At 41.3% G+C, this 18,640-nt stretch carries 19 protein-coding genes; 17 read left to right on the top strand and 2 right to left on the bottom strand.

All coding sequences use genetic code 11. The features are described from left to right. The first annotated feature begins 12 nt into the window (after positions 1-12). The 9 genes from JWQ34_RS12935 to JWQ34_RS12895 all read left to right on the top strand — a co-directional run bounded on the left by JWQ34_RS12935 (position 13) and on the right by JWQ34_RS12895 (position 5,254). Positions 13-882, top strand: a complete 870-nt coding sequence (locus tag JWQ34_RS12935; protein ID WP_299357713.1) for a hypothetical protein — start codon at positions 13-15, stop codon at positions 880-882. A gap of 20 nt (positions 883-902) precedes the next feature. Beyond that, the gene (locus JWQ34_RS12930; protein WP_299357712.1) at positions 903-1,277 is read left to right on the top strand and encodes a hypothetical protein; all 375 of its coding nucleotides are present in this window, start codon (positions 903-905) and stop codon (positions 1,275-1,277) included. A gap of 258 nt (positions 1,278-1,535) precedes the next feature. After that, on the top strand, positions 1,536-2,156 hold the full coding sequence (locus JWQ34_RS12925; RefSeq protein WP_299357711.1) for a PRTRC system protein E: 621 nt from the start codon (positions 1,536-1,538) through the stop codon (positions 2,154-2,156). Positions 2,157-2,172: 16 nt separating this feature from the next. After that, positions 2,173-2,388 (top strand): PRTRC system protein C, encoded by a 216-nt coding sequence (locus tag JWQ34_RS12920; protein ID WP_230544637.1) that lies wholly within the window; start codon positions 2,173-2,175, stop codon positions 2,386-2,388. Positions 2,389-2,391: 3 nt separating this feature from the next. Continuing rightward, positions 2,392-2,568 carry a hypothetical protein gene (locus JWQ34_RS12915; protein WP_299357710.1) on the top strand — a complete coding sequence of 59 codons (177 nt, stop codon included), beginning with the start codon at positions 2,392-2,394 and terminating at the stop codon, positions 2,566-2,568. Positions 2,569-2,762: 194 nt separating this feature from the next. Then, positions 2,763-3,548 (top strand): hypothetical protein, encoded by a 786-nt coding sequence (locus JWQ34_RS12910; protein ID WP_299357709.1) that lies wholly within the window; start codon positions 2,763-2,765, stop codon positions 3,546-3,548. Next, positions 3,523-4,263, top strand: coding sequence for a PRTRC system protein B (locus JWQ34_RS12905; protein ID WP_299357708.1), 741 nt, complete (start codon positions 3,523-3,525; stop codon positions 4,261-4,263). The genes JWQ34_RS12910 and JWQ34_RS12905 overlap by 26 nt, the downstream gene beginning before the upstream one ends. Then, the gene (locus JWQ34_RS12900) at positions 4,260-5,081 is read left to right on the top strand and encodes a PRTRC system ThiF family protein (protein WP_299357707.1); all 822 of its coding nucleotides are present in this window, start codon (positions 4,260-4,262) and stop codon (positions 5,079-5,081) included. Before JWQ34_RS12905 ends, JWQ34_RS12900 begins: the two co-directional genes overlap by 4 nt. Positions 5,082-5,104: 23 nt before the next feature. After that, entirely contained in the window at positions 5,105-5,254 is a 150-nt protein-coding gene (locus JWQ34_RS12895; protein WP_299357706.1) for a hypothetical protein, read from the top strand. 398 nt (positions 5,255-5,652) lie between these two features. On the opposite strand, the gene JWQ34_RS12890 is transcribed toward JWQ34_RS12895, so the two are convergent. Continuing rightward, positions 5,653-7,212, bottom strand: coding sequence for a VCBS repeat-containing protein (locus tag JWQ34_RS12890; RefSeq protein WP_299357704.1), 1,560 nt, complete (start codon positions 7,210-7,212; stop codon positions 5,653-5,655). Positions 7,213-7,557: 345 nt separating this feature from the next. Here JWQ34_RS12890 and JWQ34_RS12885 point away from each other — a divergent pair, with 345 nt between their 5' ends. The 5 genes from JWQ34_RS12885 to JWQ34_RS12865 are packed head-to-tail and all read left to right on the top strand — an operon-like array spanning position 7,558 to position 13,661. Then, the gene (locus JWQ34_RS12885; RefSeq protein ID WP_299357703.1) at positions 7,558-9,762 is read left to right on the top strand and encodes a glycoside hydrolase family 95 protein; all 2,205 of its coding nucleotides are present in this window, start codon (positions 7,558-7,560) and stop codon (positions 9,760-9,762) included. Between the two features lie 2 nt (positions 9,763-9,764). After that, positions 9,765-10,961, top strand: a complete 1,197-nt coding sequence (locus JWQ34_RS12880; RefSeq protein WP_299357702.1) for an SGNH/GDSL hydrolase family protein — start codon at positions 9,765-9,767, stop codon at positions 10,959-10,961. A gap of 44 nt (positions 10,962-11,005) precedes the next feature. Beyond that, positions 11,006-11,470 (top strand): RidA family protein, encoded by a 465-nt coding sequence (locus JWQ34_RS12875; RefSeq protein ID WP_299357701.1) that lies wholly within the window; start codon positions 11,006-11,008, stop codon positions 11,468-11,470. A 13-nt stretch (positions 11,471-11,483) separates the two neighbouring features. Beyond that, on the top strand, positions 11,484-12,587 hold the full coding sequence (locus tag JWQ34_RS12870; protein WP_299357699.1) for a D-TA family PLP-dependent enzyme: 1,104 nt from the start codon (positions 11,484-11,486) through the stop codon (positions 12,585-12,587). Between the two features lie 3 nt (positions 12,588-12,590). Further along, positions 12,591-13,661 carry a membrane dipeptidase gene (locus JWQ34_RS12865; protein WP_299357697.1) on the top strand — a complete coding sequence of 357 codons (1,071 nt, stop codon included), beginning with the start codon at positions 12,591-12,593 and terminating at the stop codon, positions 13,659-13,661. Positions 13,662-13,704: 43 nt separating this feature from the next. Here the strand turns inward: JWQ34_RS12865 and JWQ34_RS12860 are convergent, their stop codons facing one another. Continuing rightward, positions 13,705-14,469, bottom strand: a complete 765-nt coding sequence (locus JWQ34_RS12860; protein WP_299357695.1) for a DeoR/GlpR family DNA-binding transcription regulator — start codon at positions 14,467-14,469, stop codon at positions 13,705-13,707. 186 nt (positions 14,470-14,655) lie between these two features. On the opposite strand from JWQ34_RS12860, the gene JWQ34_RS12855 reads away from it, so the two are divergent. Genes JWQ34_RS12855 through JWQ34_RS12845 form a run of 3 tightly spaced genes read left to right on the top strand, consistent with a single transcriptional unit; the run spans position 14,656 to position 18,562 of the window. Continuing rightward, positions 14,656-16,257 (top strand): glycerol-3-phosphate dehydrogenase/oxidase, encoded by a 1,602-nt coding sequence (locus JWQ34_RS12855; protein ID WP_299357694.1) that lies wholly within the window; start codon positions 14,656-14,658, stop codon positions 16,255-16,257. A gap of 41 nt (positions 16,258-16,298) precedes the next feature. After that, positions 16,299-17,789 carry a glycerol kinase GlpK gene (gene glpK / locus JWQ34_RS12850; protein WP_299357693.1) on the top strand — a complete coding sequence of 497 codons (1,491 nt, stop codon included), beginning with the start codon at positions 16,299-16,301 and terminating at the stop codon, positions 17,787-17,789. 41 nt (positions 17,790-17,830) lie between these two features. After that, the gene (locus tag JWQ34_RS12845; RefSeq protein ID WP_299357692.1) at positions 17,831-18,562 is read left to right on the top strand and encodes an MIP/aquaporin family protein; all 732 of its coding nucleotides are present in this window, start codon (positions 17,831-17,833) and stop codon (positions 18,560-18,562) included. Positions 18,563-18,640 lie beyond the last annotated feature (78 nt).

Here is an 18,640-nt window from a genome sequence, read left to right as displayed (position 1 = left end):
CAAAGGGGAAAGATGGAAAGAGCAAGAGATATCGCAACAGTTGCCCACCATTGGGCAAATGGTATCGGAGAACAGGCAAGAGCCAGTAACCTGTTTTTTGAACAGGAGAACATCTATTCATACGGTTATCATTTTTTGATAGCCAAACATGTATACAATAATACAGGTGGTCACGCTATACTCATTACACAAAAGAAGTATAGCAAATCAACATCTGCTCATGTAACGCTTGTTAGGCAGGCGTCCCGCCATATTCAGCAAATTTCTGTCCCGAACCCTGATTGGCCGGCAGACGAATTATTTGAAAAGTGGTACAGTACAATAAAAGGTATCGCAGGCTCATTGGCAAACGCACGTAACCCCGCCAAATTCATTTTGGAAATTCAGCAGGTTTATGGCGAAGCCAAACGTTATACCGACTTTTTTGGCTGTGAAATACCCGAAGTTTTGCAACAGGCGGGTGAGATTAAGAACCTTGGTCAATATCAGGAGGTCATCCAAAAAGAAACCCGATTACGCAAAGCCCAAGCCAAAAGAGAAAAAGCCGAAGCCCTGCGCATTCAAAAAATCAATCTGAAACGTTGGCGGACTTTTCAAGCCAATTACATCACAACGGCAGACGGCTATGACTACCTGCGCTATGATAAGGCTACCGAACGCTTGGAAACCACCCAAAGAGTAGAAATTCCAGTTGCGGTCGGCAAGCAATTCTACGCCGTTGTATTGGAAACCATTGCCAAAGGCGGTTGTAAAAACTGTCCTGACAGGCTGATGAATTTGTATGATGTCCTTGAAATCAACGCCCACTTTATCCGTGTCGGATGCCACAAAATCAGCTTAAAAGAAATCAAATCATTTGCTAAACAACAGGGGTGGAGTTAAGCCCCGCTAAATTGAAAATTATGAAACCATTAAAAATATTGAACAATGTGCAGAAAGCAAGGCTTTTGCATAGCTTATTAATAAACGAGATACCCGAATTTTTAGGCTATCTCAACGAAATGACCGAAACGGTTTTAAACGACAAAGAGCGGATAACCGCCGAATGGAAAGACCAAATGTTCGGCGTGGATTTTTGGTTCGAACTTGCCGAAGAAGTGCAAAAGGTCATGGCGAAATATGCTAAAGAACTTAACAAAAGGTCAGTTGTATTTGCCGAGCAATTATTTGGTGGCTATACCGCCATCTTTACCGCCCATGCTTTAACGCAATATGTGGTTAGCGACAGGAATACCGACCCGAAATTTAAACCCGCCGTTGAACTTTTATTTGCCTGATATGAGAGCGCATGACCATATAATACCCTGTAGTTGCCTATTGTTAGCCATTGGGTTATTCATCCGCTATCATATTGGCAGGCGCAGGTTCAATCGCAGGGGAATGGCGGGTTTGCAGCAATTTTCCTCTTACCGCAGGGCGGTTATGGTCATGCTCACGGAAAGGCCCATATTATTCATCGGTAATCTATGCCTGTTAGCGGGCTTGTTTTTACTTGCCCTTGCAGGCTTTAATTATCATTTTAAATTTTAACGAATATGAAAACGCACTTTTTTGAACAGATAGCAGGTTTGCAAATCAATGGTACCCTGCAAATCAATATCCAGTCTAACGATATTGGCACCATTGCCGTATCGGTACTGTTAACCAATCCAAACCCGAAGATAGCACAGGGCAAAAACATACCGCCCATGCTGTTAAAAGGAACTCCGCAGGAGTTGGACGAGAAATTTTTTGATGAAATCGGTGAACCTGTAAAACAAACCGTTAAGCTGTTCGCCAATTTCGAAGCCTACCAAGCTGAACTGGATAAAGCGAAGAAACAGCCTGAAAAAACCAATGGCAAAACTGCACCCGCCACTACAAAAAAGGTGGCAGATAACAGTTTATTTACCCAACCCGCCGAAGAACCCGATAACGATGCGGATGATGATGTGGACGAACAACCCGATGAAACCGAGGATTTAGCGGAAAAACAACGGCTGTATGACGAGGCTATGCAAAGGGTAAGCCAGTTGAATACCGATATGAAGTATAAGGAAGCCATTGCGCAATTACCTGATGCCGAAGAATACCCCGACAAGGCAGATGAATTAAAGACCAAGCGGGAGCAATTAGAGAAACGTCAGGCACTTTACGCCAGTTTACAGGAAGTTTAACCTTAACGCCACCAACATGATAGTCAATGAATTAAAAAGGGTGTTTCTGCACAAGGAAAACGGACAGGAAGTACGTTTGGCAGACCCCGGTGCGGAATTTACCGCAAGCGATGTACAGAATTTCTATTCCGCTAATTACCCCATACTCACCAATGCGAAAATTATCGGCCCTGAAATCAAGGACGATGAAGTGCAATACCGCTTTGAGAGTACGATGGGGCATAAAGGATAAGCCATGAAAAAGCAACAAGGAGAGCGAACATTAAAAATCAGAAAGGAAAAAGAGGTATGGAAACTGCAACAGCAATTCGGCAGGTTAATAGACAAGTTAGACCGCTTGCCCGATACAAACGAGGTGCAACGCAATCTGTCAAGAAGCGCACCGCAGGGCGTAGCCGAAATGGTTTTCTAAAGCATCAGTTTAAGCCGTTTTGGGCTTTTGACGGCAACAGGGACAGGGCAAAAAGGGAGTTTGAAAACTCCCTTTCCCAACTCTGTAGTTATTACGGATTAGCCATCCCTCAACCTGTCAATAATTTATTCCCACAGAATATCTACCAAACGTGGCAGGTCGTAAGCGAAGCCTTAAAAGCAAAGGATAAGCAAATGGAATGTATCATCGTAAGTGATGAACAGCATATCGCCACGTTGGCGACTGTTAGCCGATACGATACAGGTATGAATTTATACTATATCCCTGTACGTCCGCTATGGCATTGGGTGCAAAGCAGTCAGGGACAACGATTAGCCGAACTGTTATTAGCCATTTGTGCTTACCTGCATCAGGTTGTCGGGATACCTTTTTATACCGAAAATGGGAGTTATGTCGGATGCCAGTACCAAATGATAGAGGATTGGGTTAACGATGACCAAGAGGACGAGGATGACCACCAAGCGCAACTGGACGAACTATACGTCATGCACAACGCAGGGTTGAAATTACATGAGCAAATTCATAAGCCTTATTATTTGGCGCAGTTTGCACAAATCGTAGAAAATTTTCACCCTGTAGACAATTGGGAACAGGAGTGGAAAGCGATAGGTGTCGAGTTTCTGCAATTATATAGGTTTGCTCCCCAACGTTCGATATTTGACAATATCCATTCGGGTTTGCTTTATCCCGAAGATGAAGATCGTATCAGTGCTGACCAATATATCAGCTTTTATTGGAGCGGAAACAACTGTTTCACAGACACGCTTTTTGATACGATAAATTGCAATTTTCAGGAAATAACCTACATGGACGAGCCGATGCACCTGCAAAAATTTGACAAATTGCCCGAAGTAAATGCGCCAGATTTTGATTTCGAGAACCGCCTGTTTGAATTGGTAGACAGACTTTGTAAACTTTTAAATGACCATGACTATGAAGAACGTGAGCCAAACATTTAACGAACAATATCTGCCTGTCAAAGCCCTGTTGATTTATCAGTCTGTAGAACAGGAAAGCCAAAGCCACGACCGCAGGGAAAGCGATATTTACGTGGAAAGCTATGATATTGGCAAGCACGGCAATCCAATCAATGCCCATCCTTTATCCATTACGGAAATGATGCTGTTAAGCGAATTGATGCAATCCACACAGGAACTTAAAACTACCTACCTGCAATGCAGGGGTGTTTTACCATCAAAGTTAATTTACGTCAATGCTCAAAATAACGGCTATGCGATTTGGTGTACCCCGCCACAGGAAATTGACCTGTTCTTTACGGACAGCTTGGGCATTCCATCGGGTAAGACCAAGATACCTGCCATGCTTTGGAAAGCCACTAAAGAGCGTCTACAGGTCTTTGCCTTAAAAGGCAAGGCAAAGCCAAACGCTGATACCTCATTGTATTATGCGCCTTTATTTAATCTCTCACAGGACGGTAGCGTTTGCATGGGTACAGTAAATATCAATATCGACCGACAAACTCATTTGGAGCAGTTCATAGCACAATGGGAAACGTATTTTTTTAACAGCTATTTCACCCACACACTCGGCAACCATCGGCATTGCAAAGGTAATTTGGTGCAGTTGTGGCAGGAGCAGGTCGGCACAGGCAGGGAGTTTCCACAGCATGAGTTAATAAAAAATGGCAGAACAGTAAAAGATTTAATCCGATGAAAAAGACGAAAGCAAACGATAACCGCACAGCCGTGCATATTGTAAACAAGGAATTATTACAACCGTACAATCCTGTTACCGTCAACCTGATTGGCGCAGGGGGTACCGGTGGTCAGGTACTGACCGCATTGGCAAGAATGAGCCAGGCGTTGGTCGCCCTCAATCACCCTGGCTTATTTGTCAGGCTATTTGATGATGATACCGTTAGCAGGGCTAATTTGGCAAGGCAATTATTTACGACCGCCGAATTGGGTTTACCTAAGTCCGTAGCATTGATTAACCGCATCAACCGTTTCTTCGGAACGAACTGGAAAGCAATCACCGAAAAATATGATATGACCTATAGCGGTAATAAGGAAAGCGCATGGGCGACCATTACCATCGGTTGTGTCGATACGGTGCAGGCAAGAGAAGATATTGCACACATCCTGAAAACGCTGACTAAACGCATGAGCAACAGCCGTAGCCAACCGCTTTATTATATGGATTTTGGCAACAGCAGGGAAACAGGGCAGGTTATCCTGTCCACAATTGCTAAAATCAAACAGCCCGATTCCAAACAATACCGCACCGCAGAAACCCTGCCTATGGTAACCGATGAATTTGGCGAGTTATTAAAGGCATCGGAAACCACCGATAATACGCCAAGCTGTTCGTTGGCAGATGCCCTGACCAAACAGGATTTGTTTATCAATTCCGCATTGGCTAATATAGGTGCATCGTTATTGTGGCAATTATTTCGGGAGGGCATATTATTTAACAGGGGTTTCTTTTTGAACCTCAAAGATTTTAGGACACAGCCATTGAAGGTAGCATAAGGACTAACAATAAATTTAAGAACATGAGTTATATAATAATTGAAGCTATTGGTGGCGCAGAGTGCGCAATCATTGTTACCGATGAAAATGGGAGCAATCTTATATTTGATACTAAAGAAGAAGCGGAAATAGAGGCAACAGATTGTCAGGATTGTATTATCGTAGAAATTTAGCGGTCTAATTACTTGTGTTAAATACAGGCTGATTTTTAAAATTGTCCGGCGGGCTCCGCGATGCGGAGCCCCATTTTTTCGCCCATTGTTTTGCTGGATGATCTGTTTCAAAGGTGGCAAAACAAGGGGCGCTTTCATGGAGGATTTTTTATTTTTTTTGACACTTAAAAGCTGTCATTCTTATACTTACGAAAGAATAATTTTTGTATATTTGTTTAGACGATTGGAGATACCCGAAAGAAAAAGTGAGTTATTCGTGTAGTTCAATTGGTTGACGTTAGTTTAACACACTGATTCATAAAGATATATGGTGATAGGTTCGAATCCCTCCCTCACCGCCTTTGGTCGCTGAAGGTGTGAAGGCGATATTGGTCGCTAACGTGAAAGCCGGTCATAAATTAAAGCTTGATAAATTTATCAGGCTTTAATTTATTTTGATGAAAAATAGATATGTTTTTTAAAACAATAAACAGAGGCTGTGTGGCATTGCTGCGTGAATCAGTATTATAAAATCCATTACCCAATAGCAGATCGGTTTTTCCATCGCCATCTATATCTGCGGCATCCATAGTCATTCCTCTTTGAAATGGTGTATTTAAGGGCAACGTATAAGTTTGGAAATTAAAATTCCCCTTATTTTCAAAGTATATAAATGCTTCCCAGGGTGTTACTGCTGATGGAAATTCACTAATGGTAGCAATGTCCAGATCGCCATCCCCATCAAAATCTCTGGCAATAGCCTTATAACAACCATTTATAGGATAAAAATACTTTTGAGTGAAGTTGTTTTTGCCATCATTTAAATAAATGTACACCCCGTGGTAAGGCTTTAATATCTGACTGTAATCACCATTATCCCCGCAGGTATAAATTATATCTTTAAATCCATCGCCATTAAAATCAACTAACACAAAGGAACTTGAACCGTATGATGGTGGAAAACTTAATACTTGCTTTTCTTCAAAACCGCCTTTGCCATCATTTTTATATAGAAAAACACCTTCATCACCTTGCGCAAAAAGTGCCCAGATGTCTGGCCGTTTTTCTTTATTGCTATAATCAATAATAGTTTTTATACATCCTGGCTTTTGTCTTAATATATGCTCCTTAAAACCATGTCCCAGATTTTCCATCCAACTTAACCTACCCACCATTTTACCGAATTGTGCAATAAGGTAATCCTTCTTTCCGTCCTGGTTAAGATCTGCTATGTTAACTGCTATCGGGCGGCGTAATTGACTAAAAAGCGGCTTGTCTTTTGGCGTAATTACACCGCTTTTATCGATAGTCATTTCTCTAACATCGCCGTTTTTAAAGTTATTTGCATACAAGTCTTTACCAATAGTAACAGCAGTAATTTTATTTTTTTGGAATGACATATCTACAATAGCACCTGTTAAAACTGATGACTTTAGTGTTTGTGATCTATCATTTAAAATAATTAACTTATTGGTCATGCCGTCATTTACAATAAGCCTATGCGGAGACACACTGGTATCGATTTTAACGTATGATGTTATCGCCCGAGTTGCAAACCATTCGGCAGGTGCGGGTTCTATTTTAAAGAAAGGTAATTGGTGTATTAGTAATGTCTTTTTCGGTATAGGTAGATGATCTGGCGCTTTTGTAATAAAGTAGGCGGCTATCTGCTTCCATTTTACGGTATCCATTTGTGCACTATCAGGCATGTAATCCAGGTCGCTGCCGGGTTGTCTTAACATACTGGCCACAGCCGGAGATTGAATCCCCAGGTATAACTCCATTTCGGGTAGGACACCATTACGCCAAGTTTCTTTATCCAGTAAAGACGGATCGGGCAATTTATGGCATGATTGACAGTAATTTGCAGCCAATGCCTTTCCTTTCATCACATCACTATCAGGAAAGGTGTCTCGCGAAGTCGATACAGCGGTCGATTTGCCAGTTTCACTATTACATTGAATAAGTATTGCAACCATAAAGGCAAGCAATGTAATAACGACTATTTTGTTGAGTGACCGCATAAGTGTTGATTCCTGAATTGATGATAAAGATATCTGATTACACAATTACTCAATAAGATTTTGCACTAAGTTGAGTTAATTTGTTGCATCGCCCAATTGGAACCTGAATGTTATAAACAATATAATCCAATTTGTGGCAATATCATTAAGTACAATGACAATATTGCATAATTTCTTAACTGCCACTAACATTACATTTGTATTGACTTAATATAAACCGATAAGTTGCCTCTTACTATGAATCCATTTAAAAGAAATAAGTTTCTTATTAAACTAGTTTTATTCTGCCTGCTATTCCCGATGCAAAATTTGGTTGCGCAAAACAAGCCTGCACCACAATCAACAAACAGAATATGGGACGATAAACCTGCTGCTATATGGATGAAAGAAGCCTACCCCATAGGTAATGGAAGGATAGGAGGAATGGTATTCGGCGGTGTTGACCAGGAGCATATCCAATTTAATGATAATACGCTATGGACAGGTGATGAAAACAATCGCGGAGCCTACCAGGCCTTTGGTGATCTGTTTATTGATTTCGACAACAAAGGACAGGACTTTGACAATTATAAAAGAGAGTTGGATATTAGTAAAGCATTGCACCATGTTAGCTATACGCAAAATAACATTCAATATAGCCGCGAGTATTTTTGCAGCTTTCCGGATAAAGTGATGGTGCTGCGATTTACAGCGAATAAAAAAGGCGCTTACTCGGGGATTTTAAGTTTAACTGATGCCCATGGTGCGCAGGTTACAGCAAATGGTACAAGCATACAATTTGCAGGCAAGTTGCCTAATGGAATGACTTACCAGGCTACAGCTTTGGTTAAATTAGAGAATGGCTCAAGTAATATAGAAAGCGGCTCGAAACTAAAAATAAATAGCGCCGATGCTATTACCATTTTATTTACCGCCGCTACCAACTTTAGCAACAAACGCGAGCAAAACTGGAAGGGCGAAGAACCTGATATAAAGATTAAAAGAATATTAGCTCAAACTACAACAAAGCCTTATGCAATGTTGCTTAATAATCACGTTAGTGATTATCAAAAATTGTTCAGCACCGTATCATTGAGTTTAGCAGAAACAAGCGCTGCTCAACAGGCATTAACCACCAAACAGCGAATTATCAATTATAAAACCTTACCAGATCATGGGTTAGAGGCTTTACAGTTTCAGTTTGGCAGATATTTGCTGATCAGTTCATCAAGAAAAGGTGGCCTGCCTGCAAATTTGCAGGGATTATGGAACGAAAGTAACAATCCGCCATGGGGCAGCGATTATCACTCTAACATCAACATCCAAATGAATTATTGGCTGGCCGAACCAACCAACTTATCAGAATGTGCTGTTCCATATCTGGATTATATCAACAGTATCAGAGAAGTTGCCAAAATACACACCCGTAAAGAGTACGGCCACGTGCGCGGTTGGACAGTCAGAACAGAAAATAACTCGTTTGGGGGTGATAGCTATAAATGGAATATCCCCGGCAGCGCCTGGTATGCCCAAGCGCTTTGGGATCATTATACCTTTACAAAGAACAAAGACTATTTAAAGACTTTTGCCTATCCCATTTTAAAAGAGGTGTGCGAGTTTTGGGATGATCATTTAAAAAGACGGGATGACGGAACGTTAGTTTCACCAATGGGTTGGTCGCCCGAACATGGGCCTACAGAAGACGGGGTATCGCACGATCAACAGATTATATATGATCTGTTTACCAACTATATAGAAGCTGCTCAAATTTTAGGAATTGATCCATCTTACAAAGATCATATAGCCGATTTGAAGGCGCATTTGCTAAAACCTAAAATAGGCAAATGGGGCCAATTGCAGGAGTGGGAAACCGATAGGGACGACCCAAAAGATACACATCGCCACGTATCGCATTTGTTTGCGGTATATCCCGGCCACCAGATAAGTACTATTACTACGCCAGAACTGGCTGCTGCTGCCAAAACAAGTTTATTAGCCCGTGGCGATGCATCTACCGGTTGGTCTATGGCCTGGAAAATTAATTTTTGGGCAAGATTACAAGATGGGGATCATGCCTACATCATACTTAAAAATTTCATTACTCTTGCCGGTTCAGAAGGCACAGATTATAACGAAGGCGGCGGTATTTACTCGAACTTGCTTTGTGCGCACCCGCCTTTCCAGATAGATGGTAACTTTGGTTATACTACAGGCGTTGCCGAAATGTTGATACAAAGCCAAACAGGCGAGATCCAACTTTTACCGGCCTTACCATCTGCCTGGCCCAGTGGTATTGTTAAAGGTTTAAAGGCCCGTGGTAATTTTGAAATTACCGAGCTGCAATGGAAAAACGGCAAAGTAAGTAAGTTAGTTGTTAAATCACTTTCTGGAGGTACATGTAGTTTGCGCAGTGTAAGTGCGCTTAAAGCTGTTTTTGGTTTTTCTAAATCAAAATCGACAACAGGTTTTAAATATTCATTTAGTACACAGGCTGGTAAATCTTACGTGTTTACTCCAAGTATATAATTATGACTAAAAAATATCTGCTGGTTTTCTTGTTTATTATTTGTTGCCTCAATGCATCAGCACAAATACAGCCTCTGCCATTTAGTAATTATATCGAAAAAAGAGGTGGATTAAGTAATACAGCTTACGCCATCAACAATCAGCAAATAGTAACAGTTGCTTTTTTAGGTGGTTCAATAACCTACAATCCCGGTTGGAAGGAAATGGTATCCGGCTATTTAAAGGATACCTATCCTAAAGTAAAATTTAAATTTATTGCTGCGGGTATCCCGTCACTTGGGAGTTTGCCCCATGTTTTTAGGTTACAAAGGGATGTGCTGGATTCGGGTAAAGTGGATCTATTATTCCTGGAAGCAGCGGTTAATGATCAGGTAAACGGTACTGATAGTGTAACACAAGTACAATCATTAGAAGGGATTGTGCGGCATGCCAATAAAAATAACCCGTTTATGGATATGGTGATGATGTCCTTTGCTGACCCTGATAAAACAAGTATTTATAACAAAGGGTTGGTTCCCACATCCATTGCAAACCACGAATTAATTGCCGGCCATTATAACTTGCCTTCTATAAATTTAGCTAAAGCCGTAAGCGATAAGATTGCCAATAAAGAATTTAGTTGGAAGAAAGATTTTAAAGATCTGCACCCATCGCCTTTTGGTCAGCGGTTGTATTTTGAAGCTATCAAGACTTTGTTGTCGGCAGAGTTGAATAGTCCAAATGCTAAAAAAGAGAAACACCCATTTGCCGCTATAAACATGATAAATAAGGATAGTTTCGTTAACGGAAGCTATTTGAATATTGAAAATGCGCAATATAATTCTGATTGGATTTTAAACAAATATTGGACACCTGTTGACCATGTTGGTACCAGGGATGGTTTTGTGAAAGTGCCGGTATTAGAAAGCACCAAAGCAGGTGCCACGTTAAGTTTAAAATTTAAGGGCAATGCTATAGGTATGGTTATCGTATCAGGCCCTGATGCAGGTATTGTTAATTATACTATTGACAATGGCGCTGAACAGCATATTGACCTGTACACACAATGGAGTTCGTTTCTGCATTTGCCATGGTATGTATTGTTTGGCAGTGGATTAAAGAATGGTAACCACGAGTTAAAGTTAACTATCAGTAACGAAAAAATTAAGAGCAGTAAAGGCAACGCTTGCCGTATAGTTTATTTCCTGCTTAATAAATAGCGTTAAGACAGTATATTTGATGATACATAAATCATCAATTTACTATGAACACTCCTGAAGAAAATTTTGAACAAACCGGTTTAAAACTTCCACCTGCACCAACTCCGCTAGGCGTTTACAAGCCCTATTTAATTGATGGTAAATACCTGTATGTATCAGGTCACGGTACTGTTCAGGATGATAAGAGCTTAATCATAGGCCGTATTGGCGAAACCATTGATATGGAAAATGGCAAGCTGGCCGCAAGGCAAGTTGGTTTGGCTATATTATCGACCATAAAAACTAACCTGGGTAGTTTAAATAAAGTAAAGCGGGTTATTAAAGTTTTGGGCATGGTAAACTGCACGCCTGATTTTGAAAAACACCCCTATATCATTAACGGTTGTAGTGAACTTTTTGCGCAGGTTTGGGGACCCGAAAACGGTATCGGCGTACGTAGTGCAGTAGGCTTTGGCTCACTGCCTGATAATATACCTGTAGAGATAGAGGCTTTATTTGAATTAGAATAACCAATTTCATTCCATGGAAAACTGGTTTAATATTTTAGATGTTGATCTGCTGGATACGCCGGCATTGGTAGTATATCCAGATCGTGTTAAACATAATATCGCTTTACTAAAAAGTAAAGTAGATAATATTGACAGGTTAAGGCCGCACGTAAAGACGCATAAATGTAAAGAAGCGGTTTTTTTATGTATGGAGGCAGGCATTAGCAAATTTAAATGCGCCACCATTGCCGAAGCCGAAATGTTAGGGCTATGCGCCGTTAAGGATGTTTTGTTGGCCTATCAACCCATCGGCCCTAAAATAAATCGGTTTATTGCTTTAATAAAACAATATCCTCACACACAATTTTCCTGCCTGGTAGATAATTTAGACGCAGCAAAACAAATAAATAAACTGGCCAGAGAAAATGATCTTATGGTTAATATTTATATTGATTTAAATGTTGGGATGAACCGCTCTGGGATTGCGCCTGTTGCTGCTTTTGAGCTGTATAAGCAATGTGCCGGATTACTCAATATCAATATTATAGGTTTACATGTATATGATGGGCATCTTCGTGATGAGGATTTAACCATACGTACGCAACGTTGTAATGAAGCTTTTGAGCCGGTTGAAAAACTGGCAGAACAGTTAAAAAATATAGGTTTTGATCCAATAATAGTTGCAGGTGGCACACCTACATTTCCTATACATGCTCTCCGTAAAAATATAGAATGCAGCCCTGGTACTTTTATTTATTGGGATAATGGTTACGGGCGAACTCTTAAAGAGCAGGTTTTTTTGTCGGCTGCTTTAGTGGTAACAAGAGTAGTATCCTTGCCGGACGAAACAAAGATCTGTGTTGATCTGGGGCATAAATCCATCGCATCCGAAAACGTTTTAGATAAGCGTGTGGTATTTTTAAATGCCCAGCAGTTAAAATTTATCAGCCAAAGTGAAGAGCATTTGGTTTTAGATGCAGGGCTTAATCATAATTACAAAGTTGGTGATCTGCTTTATGGGGTATCGCACCATATTTGCCCTACTGTAGCCCTTTATGAACGTGCAATTGTTATTGAAGATAAACATACAGCAGGCGAATGGAAAAACATAGCCCGCGACCGTAAAATTAATATTTAAAACATGTTTATAATTGATGCCCATCTTGATCTGAGTATGAACGCCTTGGAGTGGAACCGCGACCTTACACAACCGGTTGCAGTCATTAATGAGCGTGAAGTGGGTTTAACTGATAAACCGGATAGGGCAAAAGCGGTAGTTAGTCTTCCTGACTTGCGTAAAGGAAACATCGGTTTGGTAGTTGCTACACAAATTGCGCGTTTTGTAGCACCGGGTAATAGCCTGCCGGGTTGGCACTCTCCTGCACAGGCATGGGCCCAAACACAAGGGCAGCTAGCCTGGTATAAGGCTATGGAAGATGCCGGTGAAATGGTGCAGATCAATGATCTTATCAGCCTTGAGAATCACATAAAACTTTGGAGTGATAACAATACTCCTGAACATAAACCAATAGGGTATATTTTAAGTTTGGAAGGTGCGGATTCATTAGTTACTATACAACATTTAGAGCGCGCTTACAAAACTGGGTTAAGAGCAGTGGGCCCGGCACATTACGGCCCCGGCCGTTATGCACAAGGTACCGATGCAACCGGCTTTATGGGTGTAAAAGGACATGAGTTGTTAAATGAAATGGAGCGCCTTAACATTATCCTCGATGCCACCCATTTATGCGACGATAGCTTTTGGGAAGCGTTGGATCATTTTAACGGGCATGTGTGGGCCAGCCATAATAACTGCCGCGCGTTGGTAAACCATAACCGCCAGTATAGTGACGAACAGATAAAAGCATTAATAGATCGCGGCGCTGTAATAGGCGCCGCTTTAGATGCGTGGATGATGGTGCCGGGATGGGTGAGGGGAGTATCAACCCCTCAGGGTACGAACTGTAATATGGAAGTTATGGTAGATCATATAGATCATATTTGCCAACTGGCAGGTAATGCGTTGCATGTAGGCATGGGTACTGACCTGGACGGGGCGTTTGGCCGTGAGCAATCTCCCTATGACCTGGAAACCATTGCTGATTTACAAAAGGTACCCTACCTGTTAAGCAAACGTGGCTACACTAGCCAGGATATCGATAATATGATGCATGGTAACTGGTTGGGGTTTTTAAGAAAGGCTTGGGGATAGATATAACCTGGTTTTAGCAACAATCGTACAGAAGTGGTTGCAGCTATACTAATATAACCTTAACACCCATAGCTTCCAGTTTTTCTACTATATGTTCTGGTAAGCCTTTATCCGTAATTATTTGATCTATTTCATCTAATCCGCATATTTTACCAAAGCCTCTTTTACCAAACTTTGTTGAATCAGCAATTACGATTGTTTTTTGTGATACGGCCATCATCTGGCGGTTTAAATGTGCCTCCATGGCACTGGTTGTAGTTAAACCAAAATCAAGATCTATACCATCTACCCCTAAAAAAAACTTACTGCAAAAAAAATCGGCCAGTATACTTTCGGCATAAGGGCCCATAACAGATGATGAGCTTTTTCTTAATATCCCACCTAATTGAAGTACCTCGATATTTTGATGATGGATTAACTCAATAGCCACATTTAGGGCTGATGTAATAACCGTCAAATTACCAACAGGTTGTATGCTTTTGGCCAGGGCCAGCACCGTGGTGCCGGATGCTATCAAGATAGAATCATCAGGCTGAATAAGTTTTGCAGCGGCCGCGCCTATTTTTATTTTCTCGGACGATTGCAGCTTTTCTTTTTCATTTACCGGCCGGTCTGTTGTATAAGGGTTGTTTTGCGTAGCACCGCCATGGGTACGGAAAAGGCAGTTCTTGTCCTCTAATAGTTTCAGATCCTTTCGAATGGTTACCGAGGATACCTCCAGTTCATTACAAAGGTCTAATACAGTCACGCTACTTTCCTGCTGTATCTTATTTAAAATATGCTGATGTCGCTCGGTTAAGCTGCTCATTACTTGTTTTGCTGATTTTTATAACGGCAATTTAGCAGAAATTTAGGATAAATCCATATTCCTGATTTTCTAAAAACGGTTCTTTTTTTATTTTTTTTAAAATCGTTTAGAGTTTCATAATATTTCATATTATTGTTAAGTGTTTCGTTTTTGTATAAATCGAAATATTTATGGCATAAAAGTGAAATGATAGGAAATAAAAAAAGTTTTCAAAGAGAAAGATTTTTAAAGGAAATAACGGAAACCGATTTATGGGATTTTATAATAATAGGTGGTGGAGCAACCGGGCTTGGCACAACTGTTGATGCCGCATCAAGAGGATATAAAACATTACTACTCGAACAGGCAGATTTTGCTAAAGGTACATCAAGCCGAAGCACAAAATTAGTTCATGGCGGCGTGCGTTATTTAGCACAGGGCAACATCGGCCTGGTATACGAAGCATTGCATGAGCGCGGGTTACTTTTACAAAATGCACCTCACCTGGTTAAACGGCAATCATTTATAATTCCGTGTTATAGTTGGTTTGCAAGAGCACAATATTTGATCGGCTTAAAGCTTTATGATTGGCTTGCGGGTAAATTTAGTTTCGGCGGGTCGAGATCACTTTCAAAAGAAAACTTATTAAAAACTATCCCCGAAATAAAAAGTAAAGGATTAAAAGGCGGGATAGAATACTGGGATGGTCAGTTTGATGATGCCCGCCTGGCTATCAATCTGGCTCAAACCGGTGCAGAACAAGGCGGTACCTTACTTAATTATATAAAAGTAACCGGCTTACTTAAAGCAGATGATAAAAATATAAACGGAGTTATTGCTCAGGATATTGAAAGCGGAACTGAATATCGCCTTAATGCCAAAGTAGTTATTAACGCTACCGGAGTTTTTGTGGACGAAATACTCCAAATGGATATAGCCGCGCAAAAACCTTTGGTACGCTCAAGCCAGGGTGTGCATGTAGTGTTAAACAGATCGTTTCTTCATGGGGATAAGGCTATCATGATCCCTAAAACTATGGATGGCAGAGTATTATTTGCCGTTCCGTGGCATGATCATGTGTTGGTAGGCACAACCGATACGCCTTTAGAAAGTCAGAGTTTAGAGCCGGTTGCTTTAGATAAGGAGATTGAATTTATATTAGAAACCGCCGGACAATATTTAACAAAGGCACCTACACGAGCGGATGCTTTATCCGTATTTGCCGGTTTACGCCCATTGGCAGCGCCCGATAAAGATACTAACTCCACAAAAGAAATTTCCAGGAGTCATAAAATCCTGGTAAATTCATCTGGCTTAATTACTATTATTGGTGGCAAATGGACAACCTATCGCAAGATGGCCGAAGATGTAGTTGATAAAGCTATACAGAACGCCGGTTTGCCCACTTTGCCTTGCATAACCCAAAACCTAAAAATTCATGGCTATCTTAACAAAACTACTCAGAGTGATCTGTCGGGTTATGGTAACGATGAAGAGCTTATAAACGTATTGATCAGGCATGAACCGGAGTTTGGACAAAAATTAGATAAGGAATTATCTTATCTTAAAGCCGAAGTGATATGGGCCGTTAGAAATGAAATGGCCCGTACAGTTGAAGATGTGCTGGCAAGGAGGGTGCGGCTATTGTTTTTAGATGCTAAGGCAGCAATACGTTTAGCACCGGTAGTTGCGCAGTTAATTGCATCAGAGTTGGGCTATGATGCAACATGGCAAGAGCAGCAAGTGAGCGATTTTACACAATTGGCAGGCAGGTATTTAACCGCGCCACATAATGAGGATAAAGAATAACCAAACCAAATAACCTAGTAACCAAACCTAAAGTAACCGTAATGGAGAAGTACATTTTGTCGTTTGACCAGGGCACAACCAGCTCGCGGGCAATTGTTTTTAATAAAGCCGGGACGATAGTTTCTGTCGCGCAAAAAGAGTTTACACAAATCTATCCCCAACCCGGATGGGTGGAGCATGATGCCGAAGAGATCTGGTCTACCCAGGCATCGGTAGCAACCGAAGCGCTGATAAAAGCCAAACTTAAACCAGAAAATATTGCTGCTATCGGCATAACTAATCAGCGGGAAACTACTGTAGTTTGGGATAGAGCCACCGGCGAGCCTATACATAATGCTATAGTTTGGCAAGACCGCCGTACGGCTGGTATTTGCGATGCTTTAAGAGCTAAGGGAGCTGATAAACTAATACAGGAAAAAACAGGGCTGGTACTGGATGCCTATTTTTCGGCAACTAAAGTACAATGGATACTGAATAATGTACCGGGAGCCAGAGAAAAGGCGGCAGCCGGGAAACTGGCGTTTGGTACCATTGATTCGTGGTTGATATGGAATATGACTGCCGGGAAAACACATGTTACTGATGTAACCAACGCGTCGCGCACCATGATCTTTAATATCTACACGTTAGAGTGGGATAAGGAATTGCTTGAACTGTTTGATATCCCTGCAAGCATGTTGCCCGAAGTAAAATCAAGCAGCGAAGTTTATGGCGAAACGGCAGAAGATATATTTGCAGCTAAAATACCTATTGCCGGTATAGCAGGCGATCAGCAGGCTGCATTGTTTGGCCAAATGTGTACCAAAGTAGGTATGGTTAAAAATACCTACGGTACCGGTTGCTTTATGTTAATGAACATCGGCAACAAACCTATCATATCAAAAAATAATCTGATAACAACCATCGCCTGGAAAATAGGGAACGATGTGCAATATGCTTTAGAGGGTAGTATATTTATTGCCGGCGCCGTTGTGCAATGGTTAAGGGATGAACTTAAAATTATAACAACATCTGCCCAGGTAGAGGCATTGGCAGCCAAAGTACCGGACAGCGGTGGAGTTTATTTAGTGCCTGCTTTTGCCGGTTTAGGCGCACCGCATTGGAACCAATATGCGCGTGGTACCATCTTCGGTATTACACGCGGTACAAGCGATGCGTACATAGCACGTGCGGCATTGGAGAGTATTGCATATCAGACTTTAGAGGTTTTAAAAGCAATGGAAGCAGATTCGGGCGCGCAAATACAGGAACTAAGAGTAGATGGTGGCGCAACAGCAAACAACTTGCTGATGCAATTCCAGGCTGATATATTAAAAACAAGTGTAGTGAGGCCCGAAGTAACTGAGGTGACCGCCATTGGCGCAGCTTATTTGGCCGGTTTAGCTATTGGTTATTGGAATAATATTGATGAGATACAACAGCAATGGCAAGTAAACCGCAACTTTAAACCTGATGCGTCCTTAAATACCGATGAGATGATTAAAGGATGGCACAAAGCTGTTGCCGCTGTTAAAGTATGGACAGAATTATAAAACCAAATAACCTAAATAGTAAACCTTAAAAAATTAAAGAGATGTCAGAATTTACCGCCGAAATTATCGGCACCATGTTCCTGATCCTGCTGGGAAACGGAGTAGTAGCCAATGTTGTGTTAACCGGCACAAAGGGCCACAATAGCGGCTGGATTGTAATTACCACAGGATGGGCCCTGGGTGTATTTGCAGGTGTAGTTATTGCTGGTCCATATAGTGGTGCGCATTTAAACCCCGCTGTTACCATCGCGTTAGCAATAGCCGGAAAGTTTAGTTGGGTAAAGGTGCCTATGTATATATTGGCGCAGTTTATTGGTGCAATGCTTGGTGCACTGTTAGTATGGTTGATGTATAAAGACCATTTTTATGCTACGAAAGATCCCGGATCAAAAGCGGCCGTATTCTGCACTTCGCCGGCTATTAAAAACGTAGTTAACAATTTAGTAAGTGAAGTTATCGGTACTTTCGTATTGTTATTTGTGATCTTCTATTTTACTAATGGTGAGTTGGGCGCAAGCAAAACACCAATTGGTTTAGGGTCTTTAGGCGCATTGCCTGTTGCTTTATTGGTCTGGGCAATTGGTTTGTCTTTAGGCGGTACTACCGGCTATGCTATTAATCCGGCCCGCGATTTGGGCCCACGGATAATGCATGCCATTTTACCTATACCCGAAAAGGGAAGCTCTGGCTGGAGATATGCCTGGGTGCCTGTTGTTGGGCCAATTATCGGTTCGGCTGTAGCAGCCGGGTTATATTTGTTTTTAAAAGGATAAATTCATTCAGGAAAATATCATATATAAAAAAACCATCCGCTGTTCAGGCGGATGGTTTTTTTTATTATCTGAACTCAA

Source organism: Mucilaginibacter sp. (assembly GCF_028288185.1).
Taxonomy (GTDB): domain Bacteria; phylum Bacteroidota; class Bacteroidia; order Sphingobacteriales; family Sphingobacteriaceae; genus Mucilaginibacter.
The sequence above is the reverse complement of the archived record's forward strand: the minus strand, read 5'-3'. Positions and strand labels throughout refer to the sequence as shown.

Bases quoted from the DNA above. Each gene is read 5' to 3' on its own strand.
- JWQ34_RS12935 (WP_299357713.1), top strand. From the start codon at position 13: ATGGAAAGAGCAAGAGATATCGCAACAGTTGCCCACCATTGGGCAAAT.
- JWQ34_RS12930 (WP_299357712.1), top strand. From the start codon at position 903: ATGAAACCATTAAAAATATTGAACAATGTGCAGAAAGCAAGGCTTTTG.
- JWQ34_RS12925 (WP_299357711.1), top strand. From the start codon at position 1,536: ATGAAAACGCACTTTTTTGAACAGATAGCAGGTTTGCAAATCAATGGT.
- JWQ34_RS12920 (WP_230544637.1), top strand. From the start codon at position 2,173: ATGATAGTCAATGAATTAAAAAGGGTGTTTCTGCACAAGGAAAACGGA.
- JWQ34_RS12915 (WP_299357710.1), top strand. From the start codon at position 2,392: ATGAAAAAGCAACAAGGAGAGCGAACATTAAAAATCAGAAAGGAAAAA.
- JWQ34_RS12910 (WP_299357709.1), top strand. From the start codon at position 2,763: ATGGAATGTATCATCGTAAGTGATGAACAGCATATCGCCACGTTGGCG.
- JWQ34_RS12905 (WP_299357708.1), top strand. From the start codon at position 3,523: ATGAAGAACGTGAGCCAAACATTTAACGAACAATATCTGCCTGTCAAA.
- JWQ34_RS12900 (WP_299357707.1), top strand. From the start codon at position 4,260: ATGAAAAAGACGAAAGCAAACGATAACCGCACAGCCGTGCATATTGTA.
- JWQ34_RS12895 (WP_299357706.1), top strand. From the start codon at position 5,105: ATGAGTTATATAATAATTGAAGCTATTGGTGGCGCAGAGTGCGCAATC.
- JWQ34_RS12890 (WP_299357704.1), bottom strand. From the start codon at position 7,212: ATGGTTGCAATACTTATTCAATGTAATAGTGAAACTGGCAAATCGACC.
- JWQ34_RS12885 (WP_299357703.1), top strand. From the start codon at position 7,558: ATGCAAAATTTGGTTGCGCAAAACAAGCCTGCACCACAATCAACAAAC.
- JWQ34_RS12880 (WP_299357702.1), top strand. From the start codon at position 9,765: ATGACTAAAAAATATCTGCTGGTTTTCTTGTTTATTATTTGTTGCCTC.
- JWQ34_RS12875 (WP_299357701.1), top strand. From the start codon at position 11,006: ATGAACACTCCTGAAGAAAATTTTGAACAAACCGGTTTAAAACTTCCA.
- JWQ34_RS12870 (WP_299357699.1), top strand. From the start codon at position 11,484: ATGGAAAACTGGTTTAATATTTTAGATGTTGATCTGCTGGATACGCCG.
- JWQ34_RS12865 (WP_299357697.1), top strand. From the start codon at position 12,591: ATGTTTATAATTGATGCCCATCTTGATCTGAGTATGAACGCCTTGGAG.
- JWQ34_RS12860 (WP_299357695.1), bottom strand. From the start codon at position 14,469: ATGAGCAGCTTAACCGAGCGACATCAGCATATTTTAAATAAGATACAG.
- JWQ34_RS12855 (WP_299357694.1), top strand. From the start codon at position 14,656: ATGATAGGAAATAAAAAAAGTTTTCAAAGAGAAAGATTTTTAAAGGAA.
- glpK (WP_299357693.1), top strand. From the start codon at position 16,299: ATGGAGAAGTACATTTTGTCGTTTGACCAGGGCACAACCAGCTCGCGG.
- JWQ34_RS12845 (WP_299357692.1), top strand. From the start codon at position 17,831: ATGTCAGAATTTACCGCCGAAATTATCGGCACCATGTTCCTGATCCTG.